Below are 26,008 nucleotides of genomic sequence, written 5' to 3'. Positions count from 1 at the left end.
AACTAAACTAAAACAATAGATTTATGACTAATGTAAAAAATGGTGTATTTACTTTTTTAGGACACAAAATCCAAATAGACCCTTCTTGGGATAGTTTTTTTAATGCTAATATTCAACTATTACAAACAATTGAGAAAACTTTAGCCCCAATAAAAAATAAAATTTGTCCTACACCTGATAAAATTTTTCGGGTGTTTAGGATGTCAGTAACAGATATTAAGTTCGTGATATTGGGTCTTGACCCATACCCTGAGGTTGGAGTAGCAACTGGTCTTGGTTTTGACATTGATAAACCTACCAAATGGGATGATGATGTTCCAAAATCTATGGAAAATATTTTAAAGGAACTATATTTTCTAAAGGGTGGAAATAAAAATGATAATATTCAAATTATAAGAAATTCAATAACAAGTTTAAATATTCCATCCCCTGATCAATTAATAAAAAAATGGGAAACTAATGGAGTTTTTATGTTGAATATTGGATTAACTATAACTCAAGGAATATCACGTAGTCATTTAAAACACTGGGGAAAATTTATTAGAAATGCAATAACACTTATTGATAGTCAAAACATTAACATTGAGTGGTTGGTATGGGGTAGTAATAGTTACCAAAAAACGGCAGCAAACAAGATTAATAAATCTAATAAAGTCTTTCTAGGATATCATCCAACAGCAAGGGGAGGGCTATTTGTGGGAAATTCTAAGATTCAAAAAATCAACCAATATCAAAAAATATTTTATTAAACTAAATACAATTAAAAAATGAACATTTTCGAAGAAAGAAATCACTTAGCAGAAGAGATCTATGATTTTATGAAAACGAAAGGGTCTTTTGTAGATGGAGAAATAACTAAAAATACAATTAAAAATGTTATCAATGAAAAGATAATTGGTGACTTAAGGTCTCCAAATATTCAATCATTAAAACAATCTAACTCAAACGATATTCTCTCAGCTATTAAAAATGAGATTTATACAAAATCTAGAGTTGAAGAAAGTTGGAAAATAGATGATTACTCTGGAGAATTAAAAGATAAGATTGATGAGGTGTTAAATGACTTTTAGATAAATCAAACTTATACATCATATTAATTTATAAAATGAAACAAAACTTTAAAATAGTAACTAAAGTAACCTTTTATAAAGCAGTATCTGATCTTGAAAAGAAAGGGTACGAAGTTTACGATACGAATAGAACACAATACTCATATTATTATGTGAGAATTGCTAAGCTTCATAATCATGATGAAGAATTTGGAGCAATTGGTCATGGTAAATATTGGTTGGATGATGACTATGTAAATCGATTATTGAATATGAAATAATTAAAGAGCTAGCAATATGAAAACTATCCTTAAATCAATACAATCATTGAAAAAGAATGAATGGTTTTATTATAATCAAACTTCAAAAAATAAATTGAAGAATCCATTTAATAATGACGATGAGAATAATCAAACGTTACATCTTAATTTCATAAAAGATTTTTTTACTAGTGGTGGCAAGTTAAGAGTATTAGATGATTTAGATATTGAAGACTTTAAAAACAATGATTATGTCAAACATACAAACTCTGTTTATTTTCTAGGTATTTTAATTTTTAGTCAATGGAAACTTAATTTAAGTAAAGATGAATTCATTTTAAGGCTTAATGAAAGAGAGGGTTTTGATATTAACCGTTTTCAATTCATGTGGTTTTTGTCAACCTTATTTCATGATTTGTATTATAAATACGAAGAAGTAGAAGAAATTAAAAGATTAAAAGAGCAAAACATATTTACTTATTCTGATTTAGAGAGGTATTTTTATATAAACTATACAATAGAAGAAGATTTTAATGAGAACCCTATCCCAGAAATACTTTCAGATAATATTTCTAACTACGTAATATGGAAACTAGAGAAAAGAGGGAAGTATGATCATGGTATAATTGCTGGAATGAAATTATTTGATGAGCTAAAAAAGAATCGTATTGAAGTTTATCAAAACAGATATGAAAATTTAGGTCTAAACTGGGAGTCAAAACTTGATATACAATATTACTATTGTGCTCAAATTATTAAGGCACATAATATTTGGTTTAATCCAGGAAAAGATCAGAATTATGCGGATTATGGAATGGAAGGTTTAGAGATCAATCCTAATATTAAATTTCAAGAATACCCATTTTATTATCTTTTTTGTCTTATAGATACTATTGACCCAGTAAAAGCTTTAAAAAATGAAATACCTAATGTTAATGATATTTTAGATTCTATCTTAATTGAAATATCAAAAGATAGTCTAATCTTGAAAAATGATAAACTTGAAGAAACTCAATTTGATAACATAAAAAAGAAATGTTTTGGATTGAAAGAATGGTTAGATATAATGGTGAGTGCAACAGAAACAACAATCAATATTTCAATACCGAAATTATAAGAATACTCTAGAACTAAAACAACAAAATGAACTTAATAGAACAACTCTCTTCATTAGTATTTCTAATGTTTATTGGCATACTATCTGTAATTATTTACCTTGTTGTATTTGTATACATCGACAAAATCAAATTTAGAAGACATTACCTCTATATATCTATAGCCATATTAATAGCTATATTAATAATCTTTGGATTTATTGCACTTGTAAAACATGAAAATAAAAGCCTTGACATAGCAAAATTTATGGTACCAACAGTAACAACGTTGACAGTTTTTATACTTGGTATTTTAGTCAAGGAAATTGAAAAGAATAGAGAAAAACAAATAAAATTCGAGCAACTTGCTAAGTTTGTTAATTCACATATAACAAAAAATATAAAGTCTTATAGGATAACTAGACTTCGATTATGGGATCTAATAAAAAAAAGTAAATTAACTCAAGACTTTAATCCCGAAGGTGTAAAAATTGCTAGAACAACTATATCACAAATAGATAAAATAAGTTATGATGATTTATTTGAACTTTTAGAAATGAGAATAAAATCTGAGAGTAAATTATATCAAAAGTTAGTTACCCTTTTAAAAAATGATGAATTAATCTATGATAAGTTAAATCAGGTTCTAGAGGAAAGAAAAGAGCAATACATAGTTCTGTTAGAAAGATGGAATGATTTATACTTTGAGTTAGATGATGTAATCACAACATTTAAATTGGCTCTTGATAATAAACAACTACCTCAATATACTGCATTATCTAAAGGAATAAGTATACATCAACAAAACTATTTATCACTAGTAGTGAAAAACCCTATTGATGTTATTGATTTGTTAAATAATATAAATATTGATGTGGACCCTTTTTATAGTACACCCCCAGATAGGTTTATAATCAATCAGCATATTCCTTTAATTAAGTTGTCAACAAAGATGAATGCATTAATTTTACAGAAAAAAGCATATGTGATTGAATATGAAAAAATGTTCAAAGATTTTATTGACAATTTTGAGTGCCTAATAAACGAATCAAAAGATCTAAAAGAGAATATCCAATATTAGTACTTATTTTTTGAATGATATTATGCAAACTACACTATCAGAAGAACAGAAATTAAATGTTCCTAAAGAGATTTCCACTGTAATTAAAAATCTAGATTTTTTTCATTTTAAAGATGAAATTGATAATGAGGTATTAAAAGTTAATCAAGAAATACTCAAATCGATTAACTCTAATTTTGAAAACTGGTTAGAGTATGCAAGTATTGGAATGAAAGATTTGGAACAACAACTTAATGGTGTTTTACCTAAGATTAATCTTAATTCAAAAGACGTTGAGAAACAAAAGGATTACATATATCGTCTTTTATCGATTACATTTCCTTTGATTTATGAGTATAACCTAAGATTTGATAAACCTTTAAATCCTACTTATCAAAAGTTTAAATATTTCGTATTTGAGAATATTGATTCATTTCCAGAAACGATAAAATCGGATTTGAAATTCATCATTTTTGAAACACCATCTACTATATATAGAGAACAATTCAATAATCTAAAGATTAAAGAATTGAAGAAACTTGATGAAGATATAAATAAAAATATTTCAACAATAGAAGAATGGGATTCAGAATATGAAAAAAAACTAGAAAAAGTTGAAGGTCTAAAGGCAACTTTAGATCAATATACAGATGCATTTAATTTCGTTGCATTATATGATGGTTTTTCTAAATTAAAATCGAGGTTGAGTTATACTTCGTGGGGATTAGTTGTTTTAATGGTATTTCTTGCTTTTGGTGTATTGACTCCAGTAATATTAGAGTTTTCCTATTTCTCAGGTTTAATTGGAGATGGAAAAATTGATTTAAAAAACGCTTCAATTGCAGAGGTACTAATGTTTACATTCCCAGTTATCTCTCTAACTTTTTTAATGCTCTATTTCTTTAGGGTTGTACTACATAACTATAAAGTAACGATGGTTGAGAAAAGACAAGTACAACTCAGAATGACGCTATGCCAATTTATCCAAGACTACTCTAAATATGCAAAAGATATAAAAGAGAATAGTGATGTCACCCTTGAAAGTTTTGAAAGAGTGATATTCTCTGATCTAACTTCTAGTTCTGAAAAACTACCAACAACTTTAGATGGTATTGATAAAATAGCTAGTCTTTTGAAAGTAATGAAACAAACCGGCTAATTTTATAAAAGTACTTATTTTTAGATTTAATAAATTCATTAATATTTAGCCTCTTTTAAAAAAGAAAAAATGGTGGATAATGTAATTAGAAAAGCATCAAATGATTATCTAAATAATTTACATAAAACAAAAAATAATAATTTGCTGCATGCTTTTGATCAAATGGAATTTAGGGTAAATAACCCGGAAACGCCATCAAAAGGAGGTGATCAAGTTGCAAAACAGGCTGGATTTGTTTTTGAAGAAATGCATGCAGGTTCCTTTAATATAAATGCTGCGGCTGAAGGCATTAATCCAGAGGAACTCAAAGCATGGACATCCGGAGAACATGGTTTAGGAAAGTTTCATAGAACTGATGATATAAGAGTAGGTACTCCTGATGATTATGATTCATACCAAGCAAAAGCAAATAAAGATGAGTATTCCACAAGAAGAGCACTTTCAGATCCTAAATATAGGAATGTAAAACATTTAGGTCCATCTGATCAAATTGAAGATAAAACAATAGAAGGTTTTCATAAAGGGACTAAAGTTGAATCAGATGAAGTTACTTTAGAAGAAGTAAGAAGTACCACTGGAAAAGTTAGGAATGGAGAAAAGTATGAGTATGATAAAAAGGAAGAAAAAAAGAAAAAATTACATAAACATAATGCTAAAGAACATCTTAAATATTCATTTTTAAATAATGCTGTAGTTCATACAGTAAAAGAAATCCAAGAATTAATACAGAAATATAAAAAGGGAGATCTAACACAAGATGATTTTTTAGAATCACTTAAAAATATACTCTTAGGAACAGGAGTAGGAGTAGCAAAAGATAGCGTATTTTTTATTGTTTGTTCATATTTTGGAATTAAATCAAACCATGTAAATGGAATGATGATTTGTACTTCTTTAGCTAAAAAAATATGTGATTTTGCCAATGGTAAAAAAACGATTGAAGAATTAGTAGATGAGTTAACATCGACCGTTTCTTCTACGGGATTAGGGGTATTAACAAGTTATTCTTTTCAAACACTTACGGTTTTTATCAGTAGATCAGCATTACTCTCTTCTCTTGCAGCATCTCCACTTGGTAGTCTATTAATTATATTGATTTTAGGGCATATTTTTAACCAGATACAAATACTACTTTTAAAATCAGCAAAATTTGAAGCTCTCAAAAATGTAGAACAAGCAATTAAGCATTTAGATAAATATAAAAAGAACCCTGAAGGAGAAAGAAGTACAGCTTTTAGTGTAATAATAGAAACATCATCTTTAAAAGAATATAAATTTTCATTTAAGGATTTAATACCAATGCATGGTGAATTACAGGATTGGAATGAATATAAATTAAAAAAAGAAATTATAGATGAGTTGAAAGAGATAGCAAATTCAACTTCAGCATATAATGATATTAAAATAATAGAACAGGTTGAAATAGATAATGAAAAGATTGCTTACCTCAATAATCATTTTAGAGAAGTGGGTATTGAGATAGACTTAAACTCATGCGATAACTTGGTAAAATTGCATGCTTGTATAAATCAAACATTTGATGATTTAGATAAGGTGAATGAAGAAAAAGTGATATATACAGAACAATATATTAGTCAATTAAGAGAAGTTCAGCAATCATTAGTAGATAGAACAAAGAATTCTATAGACCCAAGTGTATTAATAAAAAAATTGAGAAGAGAAAAAAACATTATTGATAATCCAATACAAAGGATCTCTTATCAGGATGTATTACTTCATCTATCTTAAAAGGTATTATGTTATTTAGAACATTATTCAGAAAATTTTTAAATACCCAACTTAAAAGGGAATCTCAATCAGTAAAAGAACTTATCCATGATCAGTTCATTGAAGAAAAAGTCATTTTAGAAAGAAGAGAAATTAATCATCTCTGTGAAAAAACTAAACTTGTTCTTTTGAATATTTCTGACTCTTTACAAAATACAGTAAAGAAAGATATAGAACTCAAACAAAAACGCTCTAAAAACTATAAATGGTATGTAAAACTTGAAGAGAAAATTGAGAGACATAGAGAATATATTGAGGTATCTCAAGAGAAAATTGATTCTGCGAATTCTTCAGTTGATGAGTTACAGTATGAGATAGGTGAAATAGAAGATCAATTATCTAATGATGAATATTTAACTGAAAATGAGATATATAAAAAAAATTGTACGATTGAACGGAGACAAGGGAAAATTGAGAAAATTGAAAATTTTATTGAAAAGCAAAATTACAACATTACAAACAATGAAAATATAATTTATGAGTGTCAAGAAAAAATTGAAGATTTAGAATCAAAGAATGACATAAAAGAAATTATATCATTATATGATAGAAAAAATAATTATACGATAGAAGAAGATATCGTTACCGTATTAGACACTTTTAATCACGATTTCTATAACAAGTCATTAGAAGAAAAGCTAATTAAATTATATAATGATATTGCAATTGAGAAACTTTTTGTCAAACAATTAGAGCATTTATATGATTTACGCTATTCTGAAAATCAACTATTGAGAGAATTTAAATCTATCAAGAATGAAATAATAGATGACAATAAGATAAGCTTAGAGTATTTGAATGATTACTTGATGAATAAAGATGGAGAAAGACAAAAAGTACATCATAAGAATTTACATTACATAGTAACAAAAGAAATGGAAGCTGATGATTACCAATTTCAAGCAAAGCAACTTAAGCAACTATATGAAAATGGTAGTGAGCAGAAAGAATTTTTAGATAAAATTAAGATAGAAATTCAGCAATCAGCTTCTAATCTAAAGCTGTTGAAAAAAAGAATAGAACATATAAAAAAAAATAAAAGCAAAACTAAAATACAAGAATCATTTAAAGTACTATCGAAGTATTTCATTTATGAAATGGTTTTCAAAAATGAATACGAAAAAGAAAAATTAGATAAAGAGGAAAGTATATATAAGAATTTATTTAATGAAAGAGATTCTCTACAAAAACTTCTAGAAGAACTTAAGCCTATATTGAATGAATTAAATGAGAAAAGAAATGAATTTAAATTAACCAAAAACCCAGTTAAAGCAATTAAAACCTTCTTCAAACAAAACAATTTACATTTAGAAGAGAAGGAAATTATAAAAAAATTAAACAAAGTGGAACATAAAAAATATGATCTAGAAGATAAGAAATATTCCGTGAATAAAAAGATTGGTCAGTACGAAGATAGGTTAGAAAATTATCGAATAATAAAACAACAATTTCCTAATGAGGAAGTGAAAACTAATCAAGCCTTATATAAGAAATTAGGCGTTCTTTTTAATATTGAGGTAAAAGTAGAATCCTTTATGAATTATGATGAAATAATACATGGCTAAGATCACATTCAAAATAAAAAAATATGACTTTACAGATCCAATAGATAATACCATTTTGTTTTCAATTTCTAAGTTGACAGAAATTAAACAGCTTGCTATGTTCTTTTCTTTTTGGTCAAATAATATCATTGCACAAAGTATAGAGAGACTTAACAATTGGGGATTTATACATTTTGATATTGAATCAGGTAAAATCAAATATACTGATGACTTTATAAAATTAAATATGATGACTTCTTTAGATCTCGTGAGTATAGACATAGAAGAGTTTGAACGAGAGAAAACTATTACTGATAAAGATAGAGTAAAAAAAATCTTAGAATTATATGACCAATCAGAATCATTTTTAGCACTAAGTTATAGTATTCACCTTAAAATTTTGAAAGATGCTTAGAGAATCATTAAATGATTGGGAAGATTATTTAACAAAATTAATTTCAAATAACTCCTCATCCAATTCAAATGAATTTGATCCAACACTGTATAAGATTCAAGGGCAATTGGCAGTTATTAAAGAAGTTAGACTAGGGGTTTTCAAATCAACAAATGTTTTAAATTGTTTACATAACCCTTCTGTTGACCATTTAGGGAAAGATACTGAAACTCATAATATTGAGTTTTTCAATAAGCGTTTGAATAGTAACCAACAAAATGCTGTACAATCAGCATTACTAACTGATGATTATGCGTTAATTCAAGGACCTCCCGGTACAGGAAAAACTACTGTTATTACAGAAATATGTAGACAACTCTACCATAAAAATGCTAAAGTGAGGGTTTTAATTACTTCTGAAACTCATGTAGCAGTTAATAATGTTTTGGAAAACTTAATTCAATATTATCCTCATGAAAAAATATTTAGAATAGGTAATAAAGAAGAAGGATCTGATATTCCAACCTTAAATGTTACTTTAAATAAGCTACATGAGCAGTATTTAAATCATTTTAATGGAGAAGATAGTTTTATAAATACAATCTTTAATAATCTATTGGCTGATGAATCTAGAAAATCAATGGAATTTGCATTTGCATCATCAGTTAATTTTGTTGGTATGACCTGTAATAAAATATCAACTTTTAAATTTCCTGTGGGGGAAAGTCGCTCAAATAACATTTTATTCGATTATGTCATAATTGATGAAGCAGCTAAAGCAACATTTCCTGAATTATTACTAGCACTTTCTAAAGCAGATAAAGCTATCATTGTAGGTGATCCTAAACAACTTCCTCCTGTTTTTTGTATGGAAGAAATAGAATTGCAAAATGAAATGGGGCTAGATCTGCCAAATAAGAGGTTTATTGACTTTCTATATAAGAATACACCAAAAGCTAAAAATTCATTTTTGAACAAGCAATTCCGAATGCCATATGAAATTGGAAATCTAGTAAGTGAATGTTTTTATGAAGGTAAATTAGAAAATGGATTAGATAAAGTCGTAGTAGACCCATTAGTATGGGTTGACTATTCCAATAAAGCAGAAGAAAATAAGTGGCCAAAAAAAGGTTCAAAAGTTGTTTGTAACTTAACAGAAGTGGACTTAATAATAAAAACAATTAAAAAGTATAAGTTATCAGCAGAAGATACCATTATTTTATCCCCGTATAAACGCCAAATAAAATTAATAAAAGATCGATTGTTAAAAGAAAGTCTGAACAATTATAGAGTATTCACAATTGATGCTGTCCAAGGAAAAGATGAAAAGAATATTATTTACTCATTAACAAGAAATGTTGGTTCAATGAGATTTTTTTCAGAGCCAAGAAGATTGAATGTATCATTTTCAAGAGTTAAGGAAAGGATGTTTATTATCGGTTCTAGTTTCTATGCTAAAAAGAGTCAGTTTTTAAAACCATTTTATGAGAAGTCAAAAAAAATATATTTTGATAATTTATAAGGTAGGTACACCCTAAAAAGATTCTTTACAGGAAAGTATTCTTTTCATATTCATGCAAATATCTATTTTCTTTATTATCAAAATAAAAACCATTTTTGTTAATACTTAAATATCGTTTTTTTTCAAAACCATATTCATTAATGAAAAACTCAAATAATTTTTCTAATGAAGTGTATTTTGTTACTTTTTTAGCAATAATTTTATCGTATTCAAATAATTCTGAATTTCCATTTTTTAATTCCACTTGAAGTGAAAAAGGAGGTAAAATTTCAAGTATTAATTGTTCATATAAAGCAGCTTGTCTCATATTAGTAGATACTATAACTAAATCATTTGATCTTTTTACATTTTTTCCAAAATTTCTATTTTTTGAATCTTTTGAGATACCAATTTTTAGGCACTTTTCATCATCATTAGTGGTTATTTCTTTAATATAAAATTCTTGATAATCATCTGCGTTATAATAGGCTTGTACTTTCGTATGAGTAGTTTGACCATCCTCAATACCAAAAGGATTTACACCTTTTAGGATGCTAGAAATAGAACTATATTTAACACCATGTAGATCATGAGTAATTTTAGCTACAGTTTTATTATTTTTTCTGACAAAGCCATTAAATGTAATACCGATATATTTTGCCAATAATTTTGATACTTTCTTTTCATTTTCTTTCCTTCTCTCTTCTACTAAAAAGGGGTAATAATTTTTCGCTCTTATAGTAGAAAATTGTACTTTTTTTTCATTATTAAGTTTAATATGTTTTAGAATAACATAAAGTCTGTCACTATTTTCTGACGTAAACTTTATGATTTCAACATTTGGCCATTTTGCAACTTTATTCTCAGTTAATATTTTGTTGTTATATTCACATTCTTCATCATGAAATGGATGATATGATTCATTCTTTAGAAGTTGACATTTTATTTTCTTAGTCCTACCTAAAATTTTATGATAAAATTTTGCGTGAAATTCTGTACCTTTTTTGTGTAAACCTTTAAATATTAAATTTGCATTTCTCTGAGTCAGTTTTTCGGCAAGTGTTTTATATTTATGCCTAGCTTCTTGAAGAGTAAATAGTTGATAGTTTTCTTTTTTCAAATTATTAAAGGGAACAGATATTTTTTCGTCTAGAGTTTTATGTAAATATTCTGCATAATATTCGCCTTTTTTATTGATAAGGCCTAAGTATTTAATATGGTCTAATTTCTTAACAAAATTTTTAGCAAACTCTTCATTTAAGTACCTAGAATACTCCTGGTAAAAAGGTTCACCTTTTAATTTTTCTAATTCTAATTTCTCAAAGTATTTTGATTCCTTGAGAATCTTATGGTAAAACTCAACTTTTTGATTTCTACTTTTTCCTACCTTTTTTATTCCAATGAACTCAATATTATCGTATGTTGAAGCAATTTCTTCACCTTTATTATTGAGATAATATGTAACCTTTTCAGAACGAAATGGATCATAATTCTTATTTCTAAAAAATTGCTTAAATAAAATGTACTTTGTGCAATCAATTGTTTTGTTATATAACACCGCATGTAATTGTTTCTTTACACAACCAAACATAATATTATATTTATATTCAATTTCGGGATGTTTTTTAATCATCAATTGAACTTGCATAATCTTTTCCAATACTTTTTGTTCAGACTTTAAATTTGTTTTGGGACTTGGAAATTCTCTTATTTGATTTGGATTTGGAGTTGAATTATTCATAAATAGGTAAAGGTCTTTATGACAAAAGAATAAATACAAATAAATTGAAGAAGGAGTAATGTAGGTACGTTAATTGATTTTTAATTATTAATGTAAATTATGATAAAGTAGTCTTTATATATCAGTTATCATTAAATTAAGTTTACTTTTTGAAATAAATAAATTACTTTCACCAATATTTTCACCGCTAAACAAAAAAACCGCCCTTACATCACTGTAAACGCGGTTTGTTGTGGAGTCGGAGGGAGTCGAACCCTCGTCCAGAGAAGTACTCTGTCAAGCCTTCTACATGCTTAGTTTCACTTAAATTTTCGAAATATATCCCGCCGGAAACAACCAAAATATATCCTTATCTGCTTAAATTTCGCCATCAACCCACAGCAGGTATCAAACTAGATCAATGATTACGGCACCGTCAAATCTCTGCCCAAAGATCAAGGCGGAGGACGATGTAGCTCGGGAATGCGATACGCATTCAACCATTTAAGCCCAAATGTCTACAACCCTAAGGGAGACTAGGCAGCCATAGCAAACGAATTGTTGCCAACTAGATTTTGGAAATATCTTTCAAGGCTCTCATCCCATGAGCCTGCATGCTTATACTTGCAAAATATCAACCTGTCAAAACCAGTCGACCCCGTATGGGTGACTAACCTTCTTTTTTGAAGGGACTGCAAATATAGGGGGATTTTTTTTGTAAACAAAAAAATAGTGAAGAGGGAAGAGTGAAGAGCGAAATGCTACGCTCCTCATTACGCGGGCACAGGTCAGGAGACCTGCGCTAGTGTAATGGGTGTTTTCAAATCCTCCCCTTAGTTTCTTAGTTCTTTAGTTCTTAGTTAAAATCTCCCTTCCTTATTACCTATTAGTTATTACCTAAAATCCTTGCCTTAATGTTGCAATCTCGTGCCACCAAACATCCTGTTCGTACCCAGATATTGCCCGTTTATGCTTGTTTATTAAAAAACCGTGCGTGTTTTAAGACTTTTTTTGTTACAGAACAATAAATACTATTAAAAATTACAATTTGATTGCGCGTGTTCGTGCATGTTGTTACGTTTGTTATGTATAAGAAACACTTATAAATCTAATTCTAATTAAATCAATTAAAAACCATTGTTATATGAAGAAACGATAACTGTTTTCTATTGCCAATTAAATAAGATCTAACTTACACCATTACCGAATTTATTATCTCATCACAAACAATTGTAGGGCAATTCAGATGTTTCGGTAATCAAAAAAGTAGACCAATAAAGGAATGAGGCCTAAGGCCAATTATTGAACATTACTATACTAATCAAACCAATCATGAATAGAATTTTCTTGATGCTGACAAGTATTATCTTGTTTTCAGCAGGGGCGTCCTATGCTCAAGAAAGAAACATCAAAGGTACTGTAACAGATGCTTCTGATAATGCACCACTTCCAGGTGTAAACATTTTAATTAAGGGAACAACACAAGGTGCCGTAACTGATTTCGATGGAAACTTTGAAGTACAAGTTGAAGAAGGACAAGATGTGCTAGTTTTCTCATTTATCGGATACGAAACAACTGAGTTTAACATTGCAAATTCTTCTGAAGTAAAAATCTCTTTAGCTCCTGATGCTGAGGAATTAGATGAGGTAGTAGTCACTGCCTTAGGTATTAAAAGAGACGAAAGATCTTTAGGTTATGCAGTTTCTGAAGTAAAATCAGACGATTTGGGTGAAAATTCATCTGCCAATTTAATGAACTCATTAAACGGTAAAGTGGCAGGTGTACAAATTACTCCAGTATCTGGTCCAGCTTCATCATCTAACGTAACCATTCGTGGTAATGCAGTTTTATCGGGTTCAAATCAACCGTTATATGTAGTTGATGGTGTACCAATGAGTAACTCAAACTTCGAAAATGCAGATGATATGGACAATGGTGGTATCGATACAGGTGATGGTCTTTCATCAATCAACCCAGATGATATCGAGTCAATGTCAGTACTAAAAGGACCTGCAGCGACAGCACTTTATGGTACTCGTGCCATCAACGGTGTTATCTTGATTACAACAAAGTCAGGTGAAAAGAGAAAAGGTTTAGGTATCGACTTCTCAACTGGTGTTAACTTTGATGTTGTAGGTATCACGCCAACAATGCAAAACCAATATGCTCACGGTACGCAGGGTGCTTTCCCTAACGATATGGATGCTTCTGAAGCGACTAGAATGTGGGGTCCAAAAGTGACGCCTGGTATGACAACTAATACATATTTTGATGGTAAAGAGCGTACAGTTCAGCATTACAATATCTATGATGAATTATATAAGACTGGTGTAACGTTCAATAATAGTATTTCATTAACTGGTGGTAACGAAACTTCAAATGTTCGTTTCTCTTACTCAAACATGAATAACTCTGGTAACGTTGAAAACTCTACGTTTAACAGACATACATTCAACTTTAGAGGATCAACAAAGTTGATGAACGAAAAATTAACATTAGATTCAAGAGTTACTTACACTCACCAAGAAGCCAATAACAGAATGGCGATGGGTAACTCGGTATACAACTACCAAAATGCTTTGATGGGTATTCCTAATACGACAAGCATGGACTGGTTGAGAAACTATAAAGGTGCTGACGGTCGTCCAATTGGTTACGATGCAATCAACAATAACCCCTATTGGACAATGTATGAGGTGAACAACCGTGACCAACAAGATAGAATGTTGGGTATGTTTAGCTTGAACTATGAGTTTAACGAAAACTTGAACTTAGTAGCTCGTGGTGGTACTGACGTTACTACATTTAGACAAAACGTTCTTGATCCTTTATATACACCAAGATATGAGCAAGGTAGAGCATTCGAGAGAACAAACTTAAATGCTGAAAACAACTTTGACTTCTTATTACAATACAATAAAAAGTTTGGTGACTTTGATATTAGTGCAACAGGTGGTGGTTCATACATGTATCAAGTAATGGATGCAACTGATATTGGATCATTGAACTTCGTATCAGAAGATCAACAACACCCAGGTGCAGGTACTGACCGTTTTATCGCATTAAATAGATACGAAAGAGCAATTGCTTCAGTATATGCTACAGCATCAATTGGTTATAAAGGATACTTATTCTTAGATGTTTCAGGTAGAAATGACTGGTCATCTACACTTCCAATTGGTAATAACTCCTACTTCTATCCATCAGTATCTACTTCATGGGTATTCTCAGACATGGATTGGAATACACCTGAATGGTTATCATTTGGTAAGTTGAGAGCATCATGGGCACAAGTAGGTTCAGATACTGATCCATATAGCTTACACTTACAATATAACGTAAACGGTATGCAAGGTGGACGTCCTGGTTTTGGTTACTCAATGGGTGGCATTGAAGGACAAATGATTCCTAACCAAAACTTGAGACCATCAATGTCTAGCTCTTACGAATTTGGTTTAGACTTGAGATTATTCAACAACAAAGTAGGTTTAGACCTTGCTTACTATAACCAAACAGCAACGGATCAAATTCTTCCAGTAGATGTATCAAGTGCTTCAGGTTTTAATCAAGCATTAATTAACGCAGGTGAGATTCAAAATAGAGGTGTGGAATTGATGATTAACTACTCACCAATCCAAACGGATAACTTTAGCTGGGATATGATGTTCACTGCAGCATATAACCAAAACGAAGTAGTATCATTAACTGAAGGTGTAGAATCATACTTATTAATGCCAACATCTGGTTCTGTATCTGTTCAGGCAATTCCTGGTCAAGCATACGGTGTGATCATGGGTACGACTTATGTAAGAGACGATGTAGGTAATATTGTTGTGACAGAAAATGGTTTGCCTGTAGTAAGTGATGAGGTTTCTGAAATTGGTAACTCAATTCAGCCATGGATGGCAGGTTGGAGAAACACATTCAACTACAAGAACTTCTCATTATCAGTATTGATTGATGGTAAGTTCGGTGGTCAAATCTACTCTCAAACAAACGCTTCTATGTATGCTAATGGTAAGCATGAAGATACGATCGAAGGTAGACATGATTTCTACTATGGTAACGGATGGAACCCAGGTAACTTAGTACTTGAAAATGGTGAAGCGTTCACAGGTTCTGTTGATCCAGAATTGTACTACAGACAAGTAGCCCTAATCAATGAGCAATTCGTTTACGATGCTTCATTCATCAAATTGAGAGAGGTATCAGTATCATACAGATTACCGGCAAATACATTAGAGAAGACTCCATTTAGAAACCTATCGGTTACAGCTTATGGTAACAACTTAGGATACCTTTGGAGAAACACTCCAAACATTGACCCAGAAGCATCATTTACTTCAGGAAACGGTCAGGGTATCGAGTGGTTTAACATGCCGTTGCCAAGAACATTTGGTTTCAAATTAAACGCTAACTTCTAATCTAGAATCTCATGAAAAAAGTAATATTAAATATATTTGTATTGGCTTTAGTAGCCCTTACTTCTTGTACAGATCGTTTTCTTGAAATGAATGATAACGATTATACAAGTGGAGACATGGATCCAAAGTATCAGTTTACTTTTATCCAAGCGAAATTGTTCTCTAATGGTCACGAGGGATATAGAGGTAACTTGATTATGGCAGGTCCAATGTCAGGTCTAACAGGTAACCCTCAATATACTCAAGGACAAGGTTTTGGTAGAAGTGATGGATTCACTGAAGCATCTTGGACTTTATTCTATGCAGATATTGCCAAAAACGTCGAAGATATTCGTGTTAGGCTAGAGGCAAGAATGGAAAATGAAGGAGAGCAAAACCTTGGTAAATTATCTCAGGTAGCTATTGTAAGAGTAATCAACTTCTTGAGAATTACAGCTCTTTATGGAGACGTTCCTTACTCTGAAGCGGGTAAAGGTTATTCTGAAGGTATCTTATATCCTAAATACGATAGTCAAGAAGATATTTTCGAACAAATGGTTGCTGAGCTTTTAGAGGCTCGTGAGAACATCAATGAAGGACCTTTATTTATCGAGGATTACTACTATTCTGGTAATGCAGCATCATGGGAGCGTTTAGCGAACTCATTATTGATGAAAATCGGTATCTATATGTCAGCAGGTAACCCTACAAGAGGTCAGGAGATTTTTGCAGAGGCATACAATACAAATAACTATATTTCTTCTTTAACAGAGTCAGCAATCTTAGAACATAACGAATCTGATGGTCCTTGGGGACAAACAGTAAATGGTTCTGGTGTAGCTAACGAAGGTAGAGTAGGTGGACAATCGTATCAGTTCATTTCTCATAAAGCATTAGTTTCTATGCAGAAATTAGAAGATCCAAGATTGTTCTGGGTAGCATCTCACGTTGATAACTCAGGTCCTACAACTGCAGCTTTCATGCATGTTGATCAGTATTCTGATTTTGATCCATTTGCTTATAACGAAGAAGAAGGAGAAGAATTCAAGAAAATTCATTATAGAGGTGTAAAAGATGGTGACCGTCCTGACGGTAACAGAGGTATCTTTACATTAAATGATGGTACTGTAGGTTACTCAGCATTTACAATCACAAAATTTGATGATGAAGGAAATGCTTACAACAACATGGATTATAAATTTAGTGAAGGTGGACAATACGCTCAATTAGTAGCTGTAAACCCTGGAACTATTTTACATGCAACAGCACCTTCTATTATTATGGGTTCTGATGAAGTTCACTTTATGATTGCTGAAGCAGCACAAAGAGGATGGGTATCTGCCAATGTAAATTCTCATTTCAAAACTGGTGTTGAACACGCGATCAGAAAGTACCCTACATTCTTTGGTAGCGGTTCAGATTATGTAAGTGCATATGTTGATTTATATAAGAATCAAACAAACCCTTCATATAACTGGGAGGCAGCAGTTGATAACTATGTGAATATGGTAGCTAACAATATGGGTAAAGAAAATGATCCAATTGAAGATATCGTTTACCAACACTGGCTATCACAAATTGGTAATGGATATAACTCTTTTGCTCTTTGGAACAGAACACACTTCCCATCTTTTGTAAAAGCTACATTAGGTTCAGAAGATAGATCGGTTAAAGTGCCATTAATGTCTGCAGATCCAATTGAAAATCCTGATGCTGAAAAACTTGGTGTAGAAGATATCGAATTACACACAGGTGGTGTAACGAACGGTTATAGACCTGCTAGATTCCCTTATCCAAACAGAGAGTTTACAGTAAACCCTACAAATGCATCTGAAGCGGTGAACAATCAAAATGATAATCCATCATCAGATTTCATCTCAGCGAAGCAGTTCATGAGTTTCTAATTCAAAGGATACAAATCAAGTAGAGAAGTTTGAAATTACATCATCACACCATCAGATGGTTTGATGTGAAGTAAAACAAAATAATTCTACTTAGTCAATAATAAAGAGAAGTGATCTTATCGTAAGATGAGGTTACTTCTCTTTTGTTTTTTTATCAAGAATACAATAGCAATAATTAAAGAAACTATCATTTACTCCTCAATTTGGGAACAGCAAACGACTATATTCATGTTGTGAGGGAAAGCAACTATTATCATGAGATTTTTCCTGTTAATACCTATTTTATTTATTTGGGGCTGTGAAGAATACACAGACCCCTCAGTCGCCGAACTGTCAAACGCTAACGTAGTAAGTTCTACGAAATGGAAGGTTACTTCCGTTGACTTCAAAACCAATTTTACAGATCAAAGCGGAAGCTATTCCTTTTATTTAGAACATGGGCCTGGTGAGGTGGATGTTGACTTTAGATTTAATGCTGAATTAAGCGGACAATCGCAATGGTATAATTCAGAAGCCCTAGACAAGGACATTATTCACAGATTTTTTGAAGCAGATGAAGACATTTTTTTTGCCTCTGACACTTTAATGGTGAGTCAATGGGATTATCGAGAGTACGAAGATATCGCAGATGATCTTGATTACATTCCAGGATTTTTACTGATAGGTGATGTAAGACTGAGCACTAGAGTTTACGAAGGTAGAATTGAATGTTCTTATGAAAGAACCGCCAGAATAAGAGAAAAAACGTACCGCTATCAACTACAATTTGATATGCAACCCGACGATTCTGAAAATTAATTACCCATTTATCAAATCAATTAAAAAATGAAATTACACCTTAAGCAATTATTCATTTCCTTTCTATTATTATCCTTTTTATTCTACTCATGTAGTGAAGAAGAAGCTAGTGACCCGACTGTAGCTTTTACGGGTATTAATGGATTCGATCCTAATGCCACCATTAAAGATTCTGCTACTACTTTTAACGAAGATGAGCTCTATATCAATTTAAAAGTAACCACTCCTGCAGCTATTTCAGGAGGTAAGATTGATGTGTTTGTTGGTGGAACTGAAGAGGACAATATAGCACTTTCTTATGATTTAGTGAATCTATCTGTTTCTGATTTAGCACAATTAACGGCAATTAATACCAGAGCAACGGTGAATATTCCGGTTGCGAATAATCTGGCAGGACAATCGGATGTTGATTTTAAGTTGGATGGATATGTTTTGAATAGTTTATTACGCTTTTCAGGCTTAGTTACAATTCGTATTACTGTAACTGATATCACGGGAAATCAAGGAGTCCAAGATATTAAATTTGATTTAGCAACCAATCCCGCAAATGGTACATTCTTCTTAACGGGGACACAATGGACGGTATCTTCAGCTTATCTAATGAAGAATTATAGTGGAACTACTGTTTATCTAGATTATACGGATACAACTACAGTAAATATAGGTTTCACTGCAAGTTGGGGAGCTAATTTTGTTGCAGAATGGAATACCACCTCAGCACTTGATGTTTCGGTTTTAGATGGTGCATTCCAAACGATAAATGATCCAGTCTTTTTACAAAATGGCCTTTATCAAGGAGCGTGGGCTTGGGGCGCAGCCCCAACAACAGGCACAGAAGAATATTATAATGGGGTGATTGGGATTACCGATACACAGGGAAATACCATGAATTTATCTACCCAACACAATGCTTCTGCCGATTCTATGTATGTAAGACACCAAGGACCAACATCGGTTTTAGGTCAGAGTTATAGAATAGAATGGGTAATCGTGAAGCAATAAATAAAAAAGGTGGTTTCTTAGGAGACCACCAGTTTTTTATATCTCATTTCTACCATTCCAGAAGCATATTGTTTACTAGAAATCAATTTGAATTTAGTAATCTTTCCAAAGGGAGAAAAGAGAGGAATACCATTCCCTAAGAGGACAGGAGCGATAAAAAGACGCATTTCGTCGATGAGTCCATTATCTTGTAATAATGAATTTATCTTTCCACCACCAATTAACCAAATGTCTTTATCAGAGGGGACATTTTTAAGTGATCGTATGGTACCAATAACATCTTCGGAGATATAATCAATATGATCTTCTTTTAACTTCTCCCTGTTCTTAGTAATGACATAATTATTTTTACCCATGTACGGAAACTCAACCCCCATATTTTTTATATGCTGATAAGTAGTGTTTCCCATGATGGTAGTATCAATGTTTTTGTAAAATTCTTCATACCCGTAATTCTCATCTTTATGAGTGAATTCATCGAGCCACTTTACCCCACCTTTGCTATCAGCAATTTTACCGTCAATACTCATAGCGATGTAAGTGATTATTTTTCTCATTTGTATTTGGAATTAGAGGTTTGGATATAGATATATTAACAATTTAATCATTAATCATTTAAAAATAAAAATTGAATTTTCTTGAACTTTTTTTTGTTATACGAGTTATTAAATTGTTGCTATTATGGTAATTAGGCCACTTTGTTGCTATTGTATTTATAATTATATTAAGAATGTAAATAAAAGTAGATATTACACTAATAATTGAACATTAACTCAAATCTTACGTATAAAATTTATATATTAATTCAGATAACTATTAAAAGCATATATACATGAAACCTTTAAAAATCGGATCTATACAATTATTGCCCATCGCACAATTAGGGATCGTTTTAACTTTTGTATTGCTAGTCCTTGCCGCAATGGCAAAGTCATATGTACTTTCGTTAGGTTTAGAGATCCCTCAAAGATATTATATATATGTTCCTATCCTTATTTTTAGTGGAATTTGGCCACTAATGATTAATAGAGGAATAGAACCAAATCCTGAATTTGAAACAGAAAAATAGACCATTATCAGTCGCATATATATGGTGATGTTAACCTAAACATCACCTTTTTTTGTGCCATTTTTTTACCATTCTTCTTCATCGACCACCTCATCGTTTTTATAAATTGATGGAAGTGTCACTTCTTTGTATACTACAAAAGTTCTCAATACAATAATGCTAGCAATAGGGATCATTTGATTAATGAGTCTACTGCATTCAAAATGATATAAAATGATATATAAAATACTACCAATGATACTTATGGTAGCATAAATTTCTTTTTGAAAGACTACCGGAATTTCATTTACTAAAATATCTCTTGATACCCCACCAAATGCTCCTGTAATTACACCAAGAATCACACATATAATATAGGGCAAGTCGAACGACAGACCTATTTGAACACCGGCAACAGAAAATAAAGCCAATCCGATGGTATCAAATAGTAATAAAGAAGTTCTAAATCTATCTAGTTTGTCTTGGAAAATCATCGCAAAAAAAGCACCACCTAAAATGAAATAAATATAACTAGGATCAGCTATCCAAAAGACATCTCTTCCTTCCAATAAGGTATCTCGTAATGTTCCACCGCCAACAGCAGTGACAAAAGCAACGATAATTACTCCAAAAGGATCAAGTTTTTTATTCATGCCCACTAAAGCCCCTGAGATTGCTAATGCAAAAGACCCTATGACACCGATGTAATAAATGATTTCTTCCAATAGTGTGTTTTTTTAAGTTTTATGATACTTAATTTATTATATTTTTCGTCTCAGAAAAAGGAAGATAATTTTTTCGCTGCAAAAATGTGATAAATCTTTTATTTCAACATCAAAAAGTGGGAATTTTTATACAAAATGAATCCTAATGATTTTACCCTCAAACCCATCGATTTCTTGATGCAGAATAATACTAAACGATATGCTAAATTCAACTGTTTTTTTCTTAGTTTTGTAAACTCAATTTGAAGAAAGGAAGTAGCATGGCATACATCATATACGATACGGAAACCACGGGTTTACCAAAAAACTTTAATGCACCATTATCTGACTTAGACAACTGGCCCCGAGTGGTTCAGTTAGCATGGCAGCTTCATGATGATCATGGTAAGTTAATTAAAGCACAAAACTTAATCGTGCGACCTGATGGTTATACCATTCCATTTAACGCCACTAAAGTGCACGGTATCACTACCGAACACGCGTTGGAACATGGTCATCCTATTGTAGATGTATTGAACGAATTCAAGAAGGATTTGACCAAAGCGGATCGTCAGATTGGTCATAACCTTCAGTTCGATATTAATGTTACCGGAGCAGAATTTTTAAGAGCAGGCATCGATAGCACTATCCAAGAAGTGACGGTGATCGATACCATGACCTCATCTACAGATTTCTGTGCACTTCCTGGCGGTAGAGGTGGTAAATACAAATCGCCAAGCTTAACAGAACTTCATAACAAGCTATTTGGTGTTCCTTTTGCCGATGCCCATGATGCGGCATATGACGTTGACGCTACTGCTCGATGTTTCTTTGGATTGATTGAACATGGTGTTGTTGAACCTATCAATGATGTTGCCGTTGAAGCCGTAGTTTATGAAGCTCCAGAATTGGATGAAGCCAATTTTGCTTTCAAAACTGCATCAAAAAATAAGGGTAGAGGTTCGATAAGCAAAGATGAAGGTCTAGCACGTTTAAAAGATGTTCCATTCACTCATTTGCATACCCATACTCAGTTTTCAATCCTTAGAGCTACATGTACAATTGGTGACCTTGTAGCAAAATCAAAAGAGTTTGGAACGGAAGCAGTTTGTCTAACAGACCATGGTAACATGTACACTGCCTATCACTTTGTGAGAGATGTTTTAAAAGCAGATTTAAAACCAATCGTTGGTTGCGAAGTGTATTTAGTGAACGATCGTAAGAAAAGAAAATTCACTAGAGATGATCCTGATAGACGTTCTAATCAAGTACTAATTGCGAAGAATAAAGCAGGATATCACAATTTAGCAAAACTATCATCAGAAGGTTTTATTGAAGGAGCTTATACTGATAGAGATGGTACATACGCTAGAATTGATAAGGAGATCCTATTAGAATATAAAGACAATTTGATTGCGACAACAGGTGGTCTTCAATCCCCTGTAAATAACTTGATTCTGAACGTTGGTGAAGAGCAAGCAGAGCAAGAATTTGTTTGGTGGTTGGAAAACTTCAAAGACGATTTTTATATCGAATTATGTCGTCATGGTTTAGAAGAAGAAGATCACGTGAACGATGTATTATTGCGTTTTGCTGAGAAATATGATGTGAAGTATTTCGCTGCGAACAACGTCTATTACATTGATGAAGAAGGAGCGAGTGCACACGATATTTTACTTTGTGTAAAAGATGGTGAGAAGCAATCTACTCCAATTGGTCGAGGTAGAGGATTTAGATTTGGTTTCCCTAACCACGAATTCTATTTCAAGTCGGCCGATCAAATGAAAGAACTATTCTACGATTTACCCGAGGCCATTGAGTGTACTCAGGATATTGTAGATAAAATAGAACCTTACGAATTAGCCAGAGACGTTTTACTTCCCGCCTTCGATATTCCTGATGAGTTTAAGGATGAGGAAGACGAAAAGGATGGAGGTAAAAGAGGGGAGAATGCCTTCCTTCGTCACCTTACTTATGAAGGTGCCAAGAAACGTTATGGGGAGATTACTCCTGATATTGATGAACGTCTTGATTTCGAATTAAAGACGATTGAAAATACAGGTTATCCTGGTTATTTCTTGATTGTACAAGATTTTACCACGGAAGCTAGAAATATGGGTGTATCGGTAGGACCTGGCCGTGGTTCGGCAGCAGGATCAGCTGTAGCCTATGCTATTGGTATTACCAATGTGGATCCCATCAAATACGACTTACTATTTGAGAGATTCTTGAATCCAGACCGTGTGTCCTTGCCCGATATTGATATTGACTTTGATGATGAAGGTCGACAAAAGATTATCAACTGGGTAGTGGATAAATATGGTTTTAACCAAGTATCTCATATCATTACATACGGTACAATGGCCGCGAAATCGTCTATTCGAGATACGGCCAGAGTAATGGATTTACCGCTAAGTGATGCCGATAGAATCGCGAAGTTGGTGCCCGATATGAAACTCAAGAAATTATTTGGTATGTCGGATGAACAACTGACGGAAAAACTGAATAATGACCAGATTGAAATGGCCAATTCATTAAAGGCGATTTCAACAGAAACCGGGCTTGAAGGTCAGGTTTTAAATACAGCTAGAGTTCTTGAGGGATCAGTGAGAAATACTGGTATCCATGCCTGTGGTATTATTATCACCCCAGACGATATCACGAAGTTTATTCCTGTGACAACCGCCAGAGATGCAGATCTTTTGGTGACACAGTTTGATAACTCCGTGGTAGAATCAGCAGGTATGCTGAAGATGGACTTCTTAGGTTTAAGAACTTTGTCCATCATCAAAGATGCCATCAAATTAATTAAACAAAGACATGGAATAGAAATCGATCCTGATGATATTCCATTGGATGATAGAAAGACATACGAACTGTATCAAAGGGGAGAGACCAATGGTACTTTCCAGTTTGAATCAGCTGGTATGCAAAAACACCTTCGTGCATTAAAGCCCGACGTTTTTGGTGACTTAATTGCCATGAACGCCTTGTACCGTCCGGGTCCTTTGGAATATATTCCAAACTTTATTGCCCGTAAGCACGGTGACGAAGAGATTGTGTACGATATTCCAAAAATGGATGAGTACTTGGCAGAGACGTATGGTATTACGGTCTACCAAGAGCAAGTAATGCTTCTTTCTCAATCGTTGGCAGGGTTTACGAAAGGTGAAGCCGATATGCTTCGTAAGGCCATGGGTAAGAAAATCTTTGCCTTACTAGAGCAGTTGAAACCTAAGTTTATTGAAGGTGGTACAGGCAATGGTCATGATCAGAAAGCCTTAGAAAAAGTGTGGACTGACTGGGAAGCCTTTGCCGCTTACGCCTTTAACAAATCCCACTCGACTTGTTATTCGGTGGTAGCCTTCCATACAGGTTATTTAAAAGCGAATTACCCTGCAGAGTATATGGCATCGGTACTTACTCACAACATGAGTGATATCAAAAAGGTGACTTTCTTTATGGAAGAATGTAGCCGAATGGGTATCAAAGTATTGGGGCCGGATGTGAACGAATCGGAGTATAAATTCTCAGTAAACGAAGATGGTGCGATTCGATTTGGTTTAGGTGCTGTAAAAGGGGTTGGTTCAGGTCCAATCAATGCTATTATTGAAGGACGTGAAGAAAAGCCGTATGAATCAATTTTTGATTTTATCGAAAGAGTGAACCTTAAAGCGGTGAACAGAAAGGTGATGGAATCTTTAGCCTACGCTGGAGCATTTGATGATTACGAGTTCCATAGAGCACAATACTTCCATATTCCTGAGGGAGAAAAATTCTCAGGAATCGATCTGATTCTACGTTATGGTAACCGTGTACAAGCAGATAAATTATCAGCCCAAGCTTCATTATTTGGAGGAACTGATGGAGGTTCTGTGCCACCACCTAGAATTCCAGAAGTAGAAGAATGGTCGAAGTTGGTCGAGTTGAGGTTCGAGAAAGAAGTAGTTGGTTTCTTTATCTCAGGCCACCCGTTGGATATGTACAGAATGGAATTAGAGAACTTCTGTATTCCAGTGAAGAATATCGATTTACACAAACAACAAGAGATTAAAGTGGGTGGTATGATTACCGAAGCGAAGATCTTGGAAAGTAAGAACGGTAATAAGTTTGGTATCTTTTCTATCGAAGATTATGAACAAGTCACTCAGATGGCCATGTTTGGTGAGGCATTCAACAAACACCGTCATTTCTTGAATGAAGGTGATTTTGTTTGTGTAATTGGTAACGTTAAAGAAAGCTATAGAGATAAGGGTAAATGGGAGATGAATCCTAAGCGAATTATGGCTCTATCCTCTGTAAAAGACCACTTCTGTAAGGGGATCGATTTATCGGTTGATGTAGCATCTTTGTCTGACGATACCATCATGGAACTTGTAGACATTGTTGAAGAGCATCAGGGGAATAGAGAAATGTCATTGGAAGTTTTCTCAAAAGAGGATAATATGGTGGTGAACTTATTTTCTAAGACTTATAAAGTAGATCCAACTACAGAATTATTGAATAAATTGGACTTATTGGAAGGGATAGAATACAGAGTGTTTTAACTTTTATTGAAAATAATTTGATTTTTTTATTC

General features: G+C 32.4%; 19 protein-coding genes and 1 other RNA gene. 16 read left to right on the top strand and 4 right to left on the bottom strand.

The features are described 5' to 3' along the window. Positions 1 to 23 precede the first annotated feature (23 nt). The 10 genes from KMW28_RS12680 to KMW28_RS12635 all read left to right on the top strand — a co-directional run bounded on the left by KMW28_RS12680 (position 24) and on the right by KMW28_RS12635 (position 9,870). On the top strand, positions 24 to 749 hold the full coding sequence (locus tag KMW28_RS12680; protein ID WP_169663096.1) for a uracil-DNA glycosylase family protein: 726 nt from the start codon (positions 24 to 26) through the stop codon (positions 747 to 749). 18 nt (positions 750 to 767) lie between these two features. Next, positions 768 to 1,070: a hypothetical protein gene (locus tag KMW28_RS12675; RefSeq protein WP_169663097.1), complete on the top strand. Its 303-nt coding sequence runs from the start codon at positions 768 to 770 to the stop codon at positions 1,068 to 1,070. Between the two features lie 35 nt (positions 1,071 to 1,105). After that, positions 1,106 to 1,330 carry a hypothetical protein gene (locus tag KMW28_RS12670; protein ID WP_169663098.1) on the top strand — a complete coding sequence of 75 codons (225 nt, stop codon included), beginning with the start codon at positions 1,106 to 1,108 and terminating at the stop codon, positions 1,328 to 1,330. A 16-nt stretch (positions 1,331 to 1,346) separates the two neighbouring features. Continuing rightward, positions 1,347 to 2,426, top strand: coding sequence for a hypothetical protein (locus tag KMW28_RS12665; RefSeq protein WP_169663099.1), 1,080 nt, complete (start codon positions 1,347 to 1,349; stop codon positions 2,424 to 2,426). A 26-nt stretch (positions 2,427 to 2,452) separates the two neighbouring features. Continuing rightward, positions 2,453 to 3,484, top strand: coding sequence for a hypothetical protein (locus KMW28_RS12660; protein ID WP_169663100.1), 1,032 nt, complete (start codon positions 2,453 to 2,455; stop codon positions 3,482 to 3,484). A 10-nt stretch (positions 3,485 to 3,494) separates the two neighbouring features. Next, on the top strand, positions 3,495 to 4,622 hold the full coding sequence (locus tag KMW28_RS12655) for a hypothetical protein (protein WP_169663101.1): 1,128 nt from the start codon (positions 3,495 to 3,497) through the stop codon (positions 4,620 to 4,622). A gap of 69 nt (positions 4,623 to 4,691) precedes the next feature. Continuing rightward, positions 4,692 to 6,371, top strand: a complete 1,680-nt coding sequence (locus KMW28_RS12650) for a hypothetical protein (protein ID WP_169663102.1) — start codon at positions 4,692 to 4,694, stop codon at positions 6,369 to 6,371. Positions 6,372 to 6,379: 8 nt separating this feature from the next. Next, the gene (locus tag KMW28_RS12645; RefSeq protein WP_169663103.1) at positions 6,380 to 7,975 is read left to right on the top strand and encodes a hypothetical protein; all 1,596 of its coding nucleotides are present in this window, start codon (positions 6,380 to 6,382) and stop codon (positions 7,973 to 7,975) included. Continuing rightward, a complete protein-coding gene (locus tag KMW28_RS12640) occupies positions 7,968 to 8,369 on the top strand; it encodes a hypothetical protein (RefSeq protein WP_169663104.1) in 402 nt (133 codons plus the stop codon). The genes KMW28_RS12645 and KMW28_RS12640 overlap by 8 nt, the downstream gene beginning before the upstream one ends. After that, positions 8,362 to 9,870: a DEAD/DEAH box helicase gene (locus tag KMW28_RS12635; RefSeq protein WP_169663105.1), complete on the top strand. Its 1,509-nt coding sequence runs from the start codon at positions 8,362 to 8,364 to the stop codon at positions 9,868 to 9,870. The genes KMW28_RS12640 and KMW28_RS12635 overlap by 8 nt, the downstream gene beginning before the upstream one ends. A 25-nt stretch (positions 9,871 to 9,895) precedes the next feature. Here the strand turns inward: KMW28_RS12635 and KMW28_RS12630 are convergent, their stop codons facing one another. Next, entirely contained in the window at positions 9,896 to 11,590 is a 1,695-nt protein-coding gene (locus tag KMW28_RS12630) for a hypothetical protein (protein ID WP_169663106.1), read from the bottom strand. A gap of 230 nt (positions 11,591 to 11,820) precedes the next feature. Then, positions 11,821 to 12,229, bottom strand: a transfer-messenger RNA (tmRNA) gene (ssrA, locus tag KMW28_RS12625). A gap of 672 nt (positions 12,230 to 12,901) precedes the next feature. On the opposite strand from ssrA, the gene KMW28_RS12620 reads away from it, so the two are divergent. The 4 genes from KMW28_RS12620 (at position 12,902) to KMW28_RS12605 (ending at position 19,677) form a co-directional block, all read left to right on the top strand. Next, positions 12,902 to 15,994 (top strand): SusC/RagA family TonB-linked outer membrane protein, encoded by a 3,093-nt coding sequence (locus KMW28_RS12620; RefSeq protein WP_169663107.1) that lies wholly within the window; start codon positions 12,902 to 12,904, stop codon positions 15,992 to 15,994. 11 nt (positions 15,995 to 16,005) lie between these two features. After that, a complete protein-coding gene (locus tag KMW28_RS12615; protein ID WP_169663108.1) occupies positions 16,006 to 17,877 on the top strand; it encodes a SusD/RagB family nutrient-binding outer membrane lipoprotein in 1,872 nt (623 codons plus the stop codon). A gap of 255 nt (positions 17,878 to 18,132) precedes the next feature. Next, positions 18,133 to 18,675 (top strand): hypothetical protein, encoded by a 543-nt coding sequence (locus KMW28_RS12610; RefSeq protein WP_169663109.1) that lies wholly within the window; start codon positions 18,133 to 18,135, stop codon positions 18,673 to 18,675. Between the two features lie 27 nt (positions 18,676 to 18,702). Then, positions 18,703 to 19,677 carry a hypothetical protein gene (locus tag KMW28_RS12605; RefSeq protein WP_169663110.1) on the top strand — a complete coding sequence of 325 codons (975 nt, stop codon included), beginning with the start codon at positions 18,703 to 18,705 and terminating at the stop codon, positions 19,675 to 19,677. Between the two features lie 17 nt (positions 19,678 to 19,694). On the opposite strand, the gene KMW28_RS12600 is transcribed toward KMW28_RS12605, so the two are convergent. Next, positions 19,695 to 20,234 carry a dihydrofolate reductase family protein gene (locus KMW28_RS12600; protein ID WP_066206380.1) on the bottom strand — a complete coding sequence of 180 codons (540 nt, stop codon included), beginning with the start codon at positions 20,232 to 20,234 and terminating at the stop codon, positions 19,695 to 19,697. A 275-nt stretch (positions 20,235 to 20,509) separates the two neighbouring features. Between KMW28_RS12600 and KMW28_RS12595 the strand changes: the two genes are divergently transcribed. Continuing rightward, on the top strand, positions 20,510 to 20,746 hold the full coding sequence (locus KMW28_RS12595; RefSeq protein ID WP_066206383.1) for a hypothetical protein: 237 nt from the start codon (positions 20,510 to 20,512) through the stop codon (positions 20,744 to 20,746). Between the two features lie 65 nt (positions 20,747 to 20,811). On the opposite strand, the gene KMW28_RS12590 is transcribed toward KMW28_RS12595, so the two are convergent. Next, positions 20,812 to 21,450: a trimeric intracellular cation channel family protein gene (locus KMW28_RS12590; protein ID WP_205958141.1), complete on the bottom strand. Its 639-nt coding sequence runs from the start codon at positions 21,448 to 21,450 to the stop codon at positions 20,812 to 20,814. 260 nt (positions 21,451 to 21,710) lie between these two features. Here KMW28_RS12590 and dnaE point away from each other — a divergent pair, with 260 nt between their 5' ends. Then, on the top strand, positions 21,711 to 25,976 hold the full coding sequence (dnaE, locus tag KMW28_RS12585) for a DNA polymerase III subunit alpha (RefSeq protein ID WP_169663111.1): 4,266 nt from the start codon (positions 21,711 to 21,713) through the stop codon (positions 25,974 to 25,976). The last annotated feature ends 32 nt before the right edge of the window (positions 25,977 to 26,008 follow it).

Source organism: Flammeovirga yaeyamensis (genome assembly GCF_018736045.1).
In the GTDB taxonomy this organism is placed as follows: Bacteria; Bacteroidota; Bacteroidia; order Cytophagales; family Flammeovirgaceae; genus Flammeovirga; species Flammeovirga yaeyamensis.
This window is presented reverse-complemented; position numbering and strand designations above follow the sequence as displayed.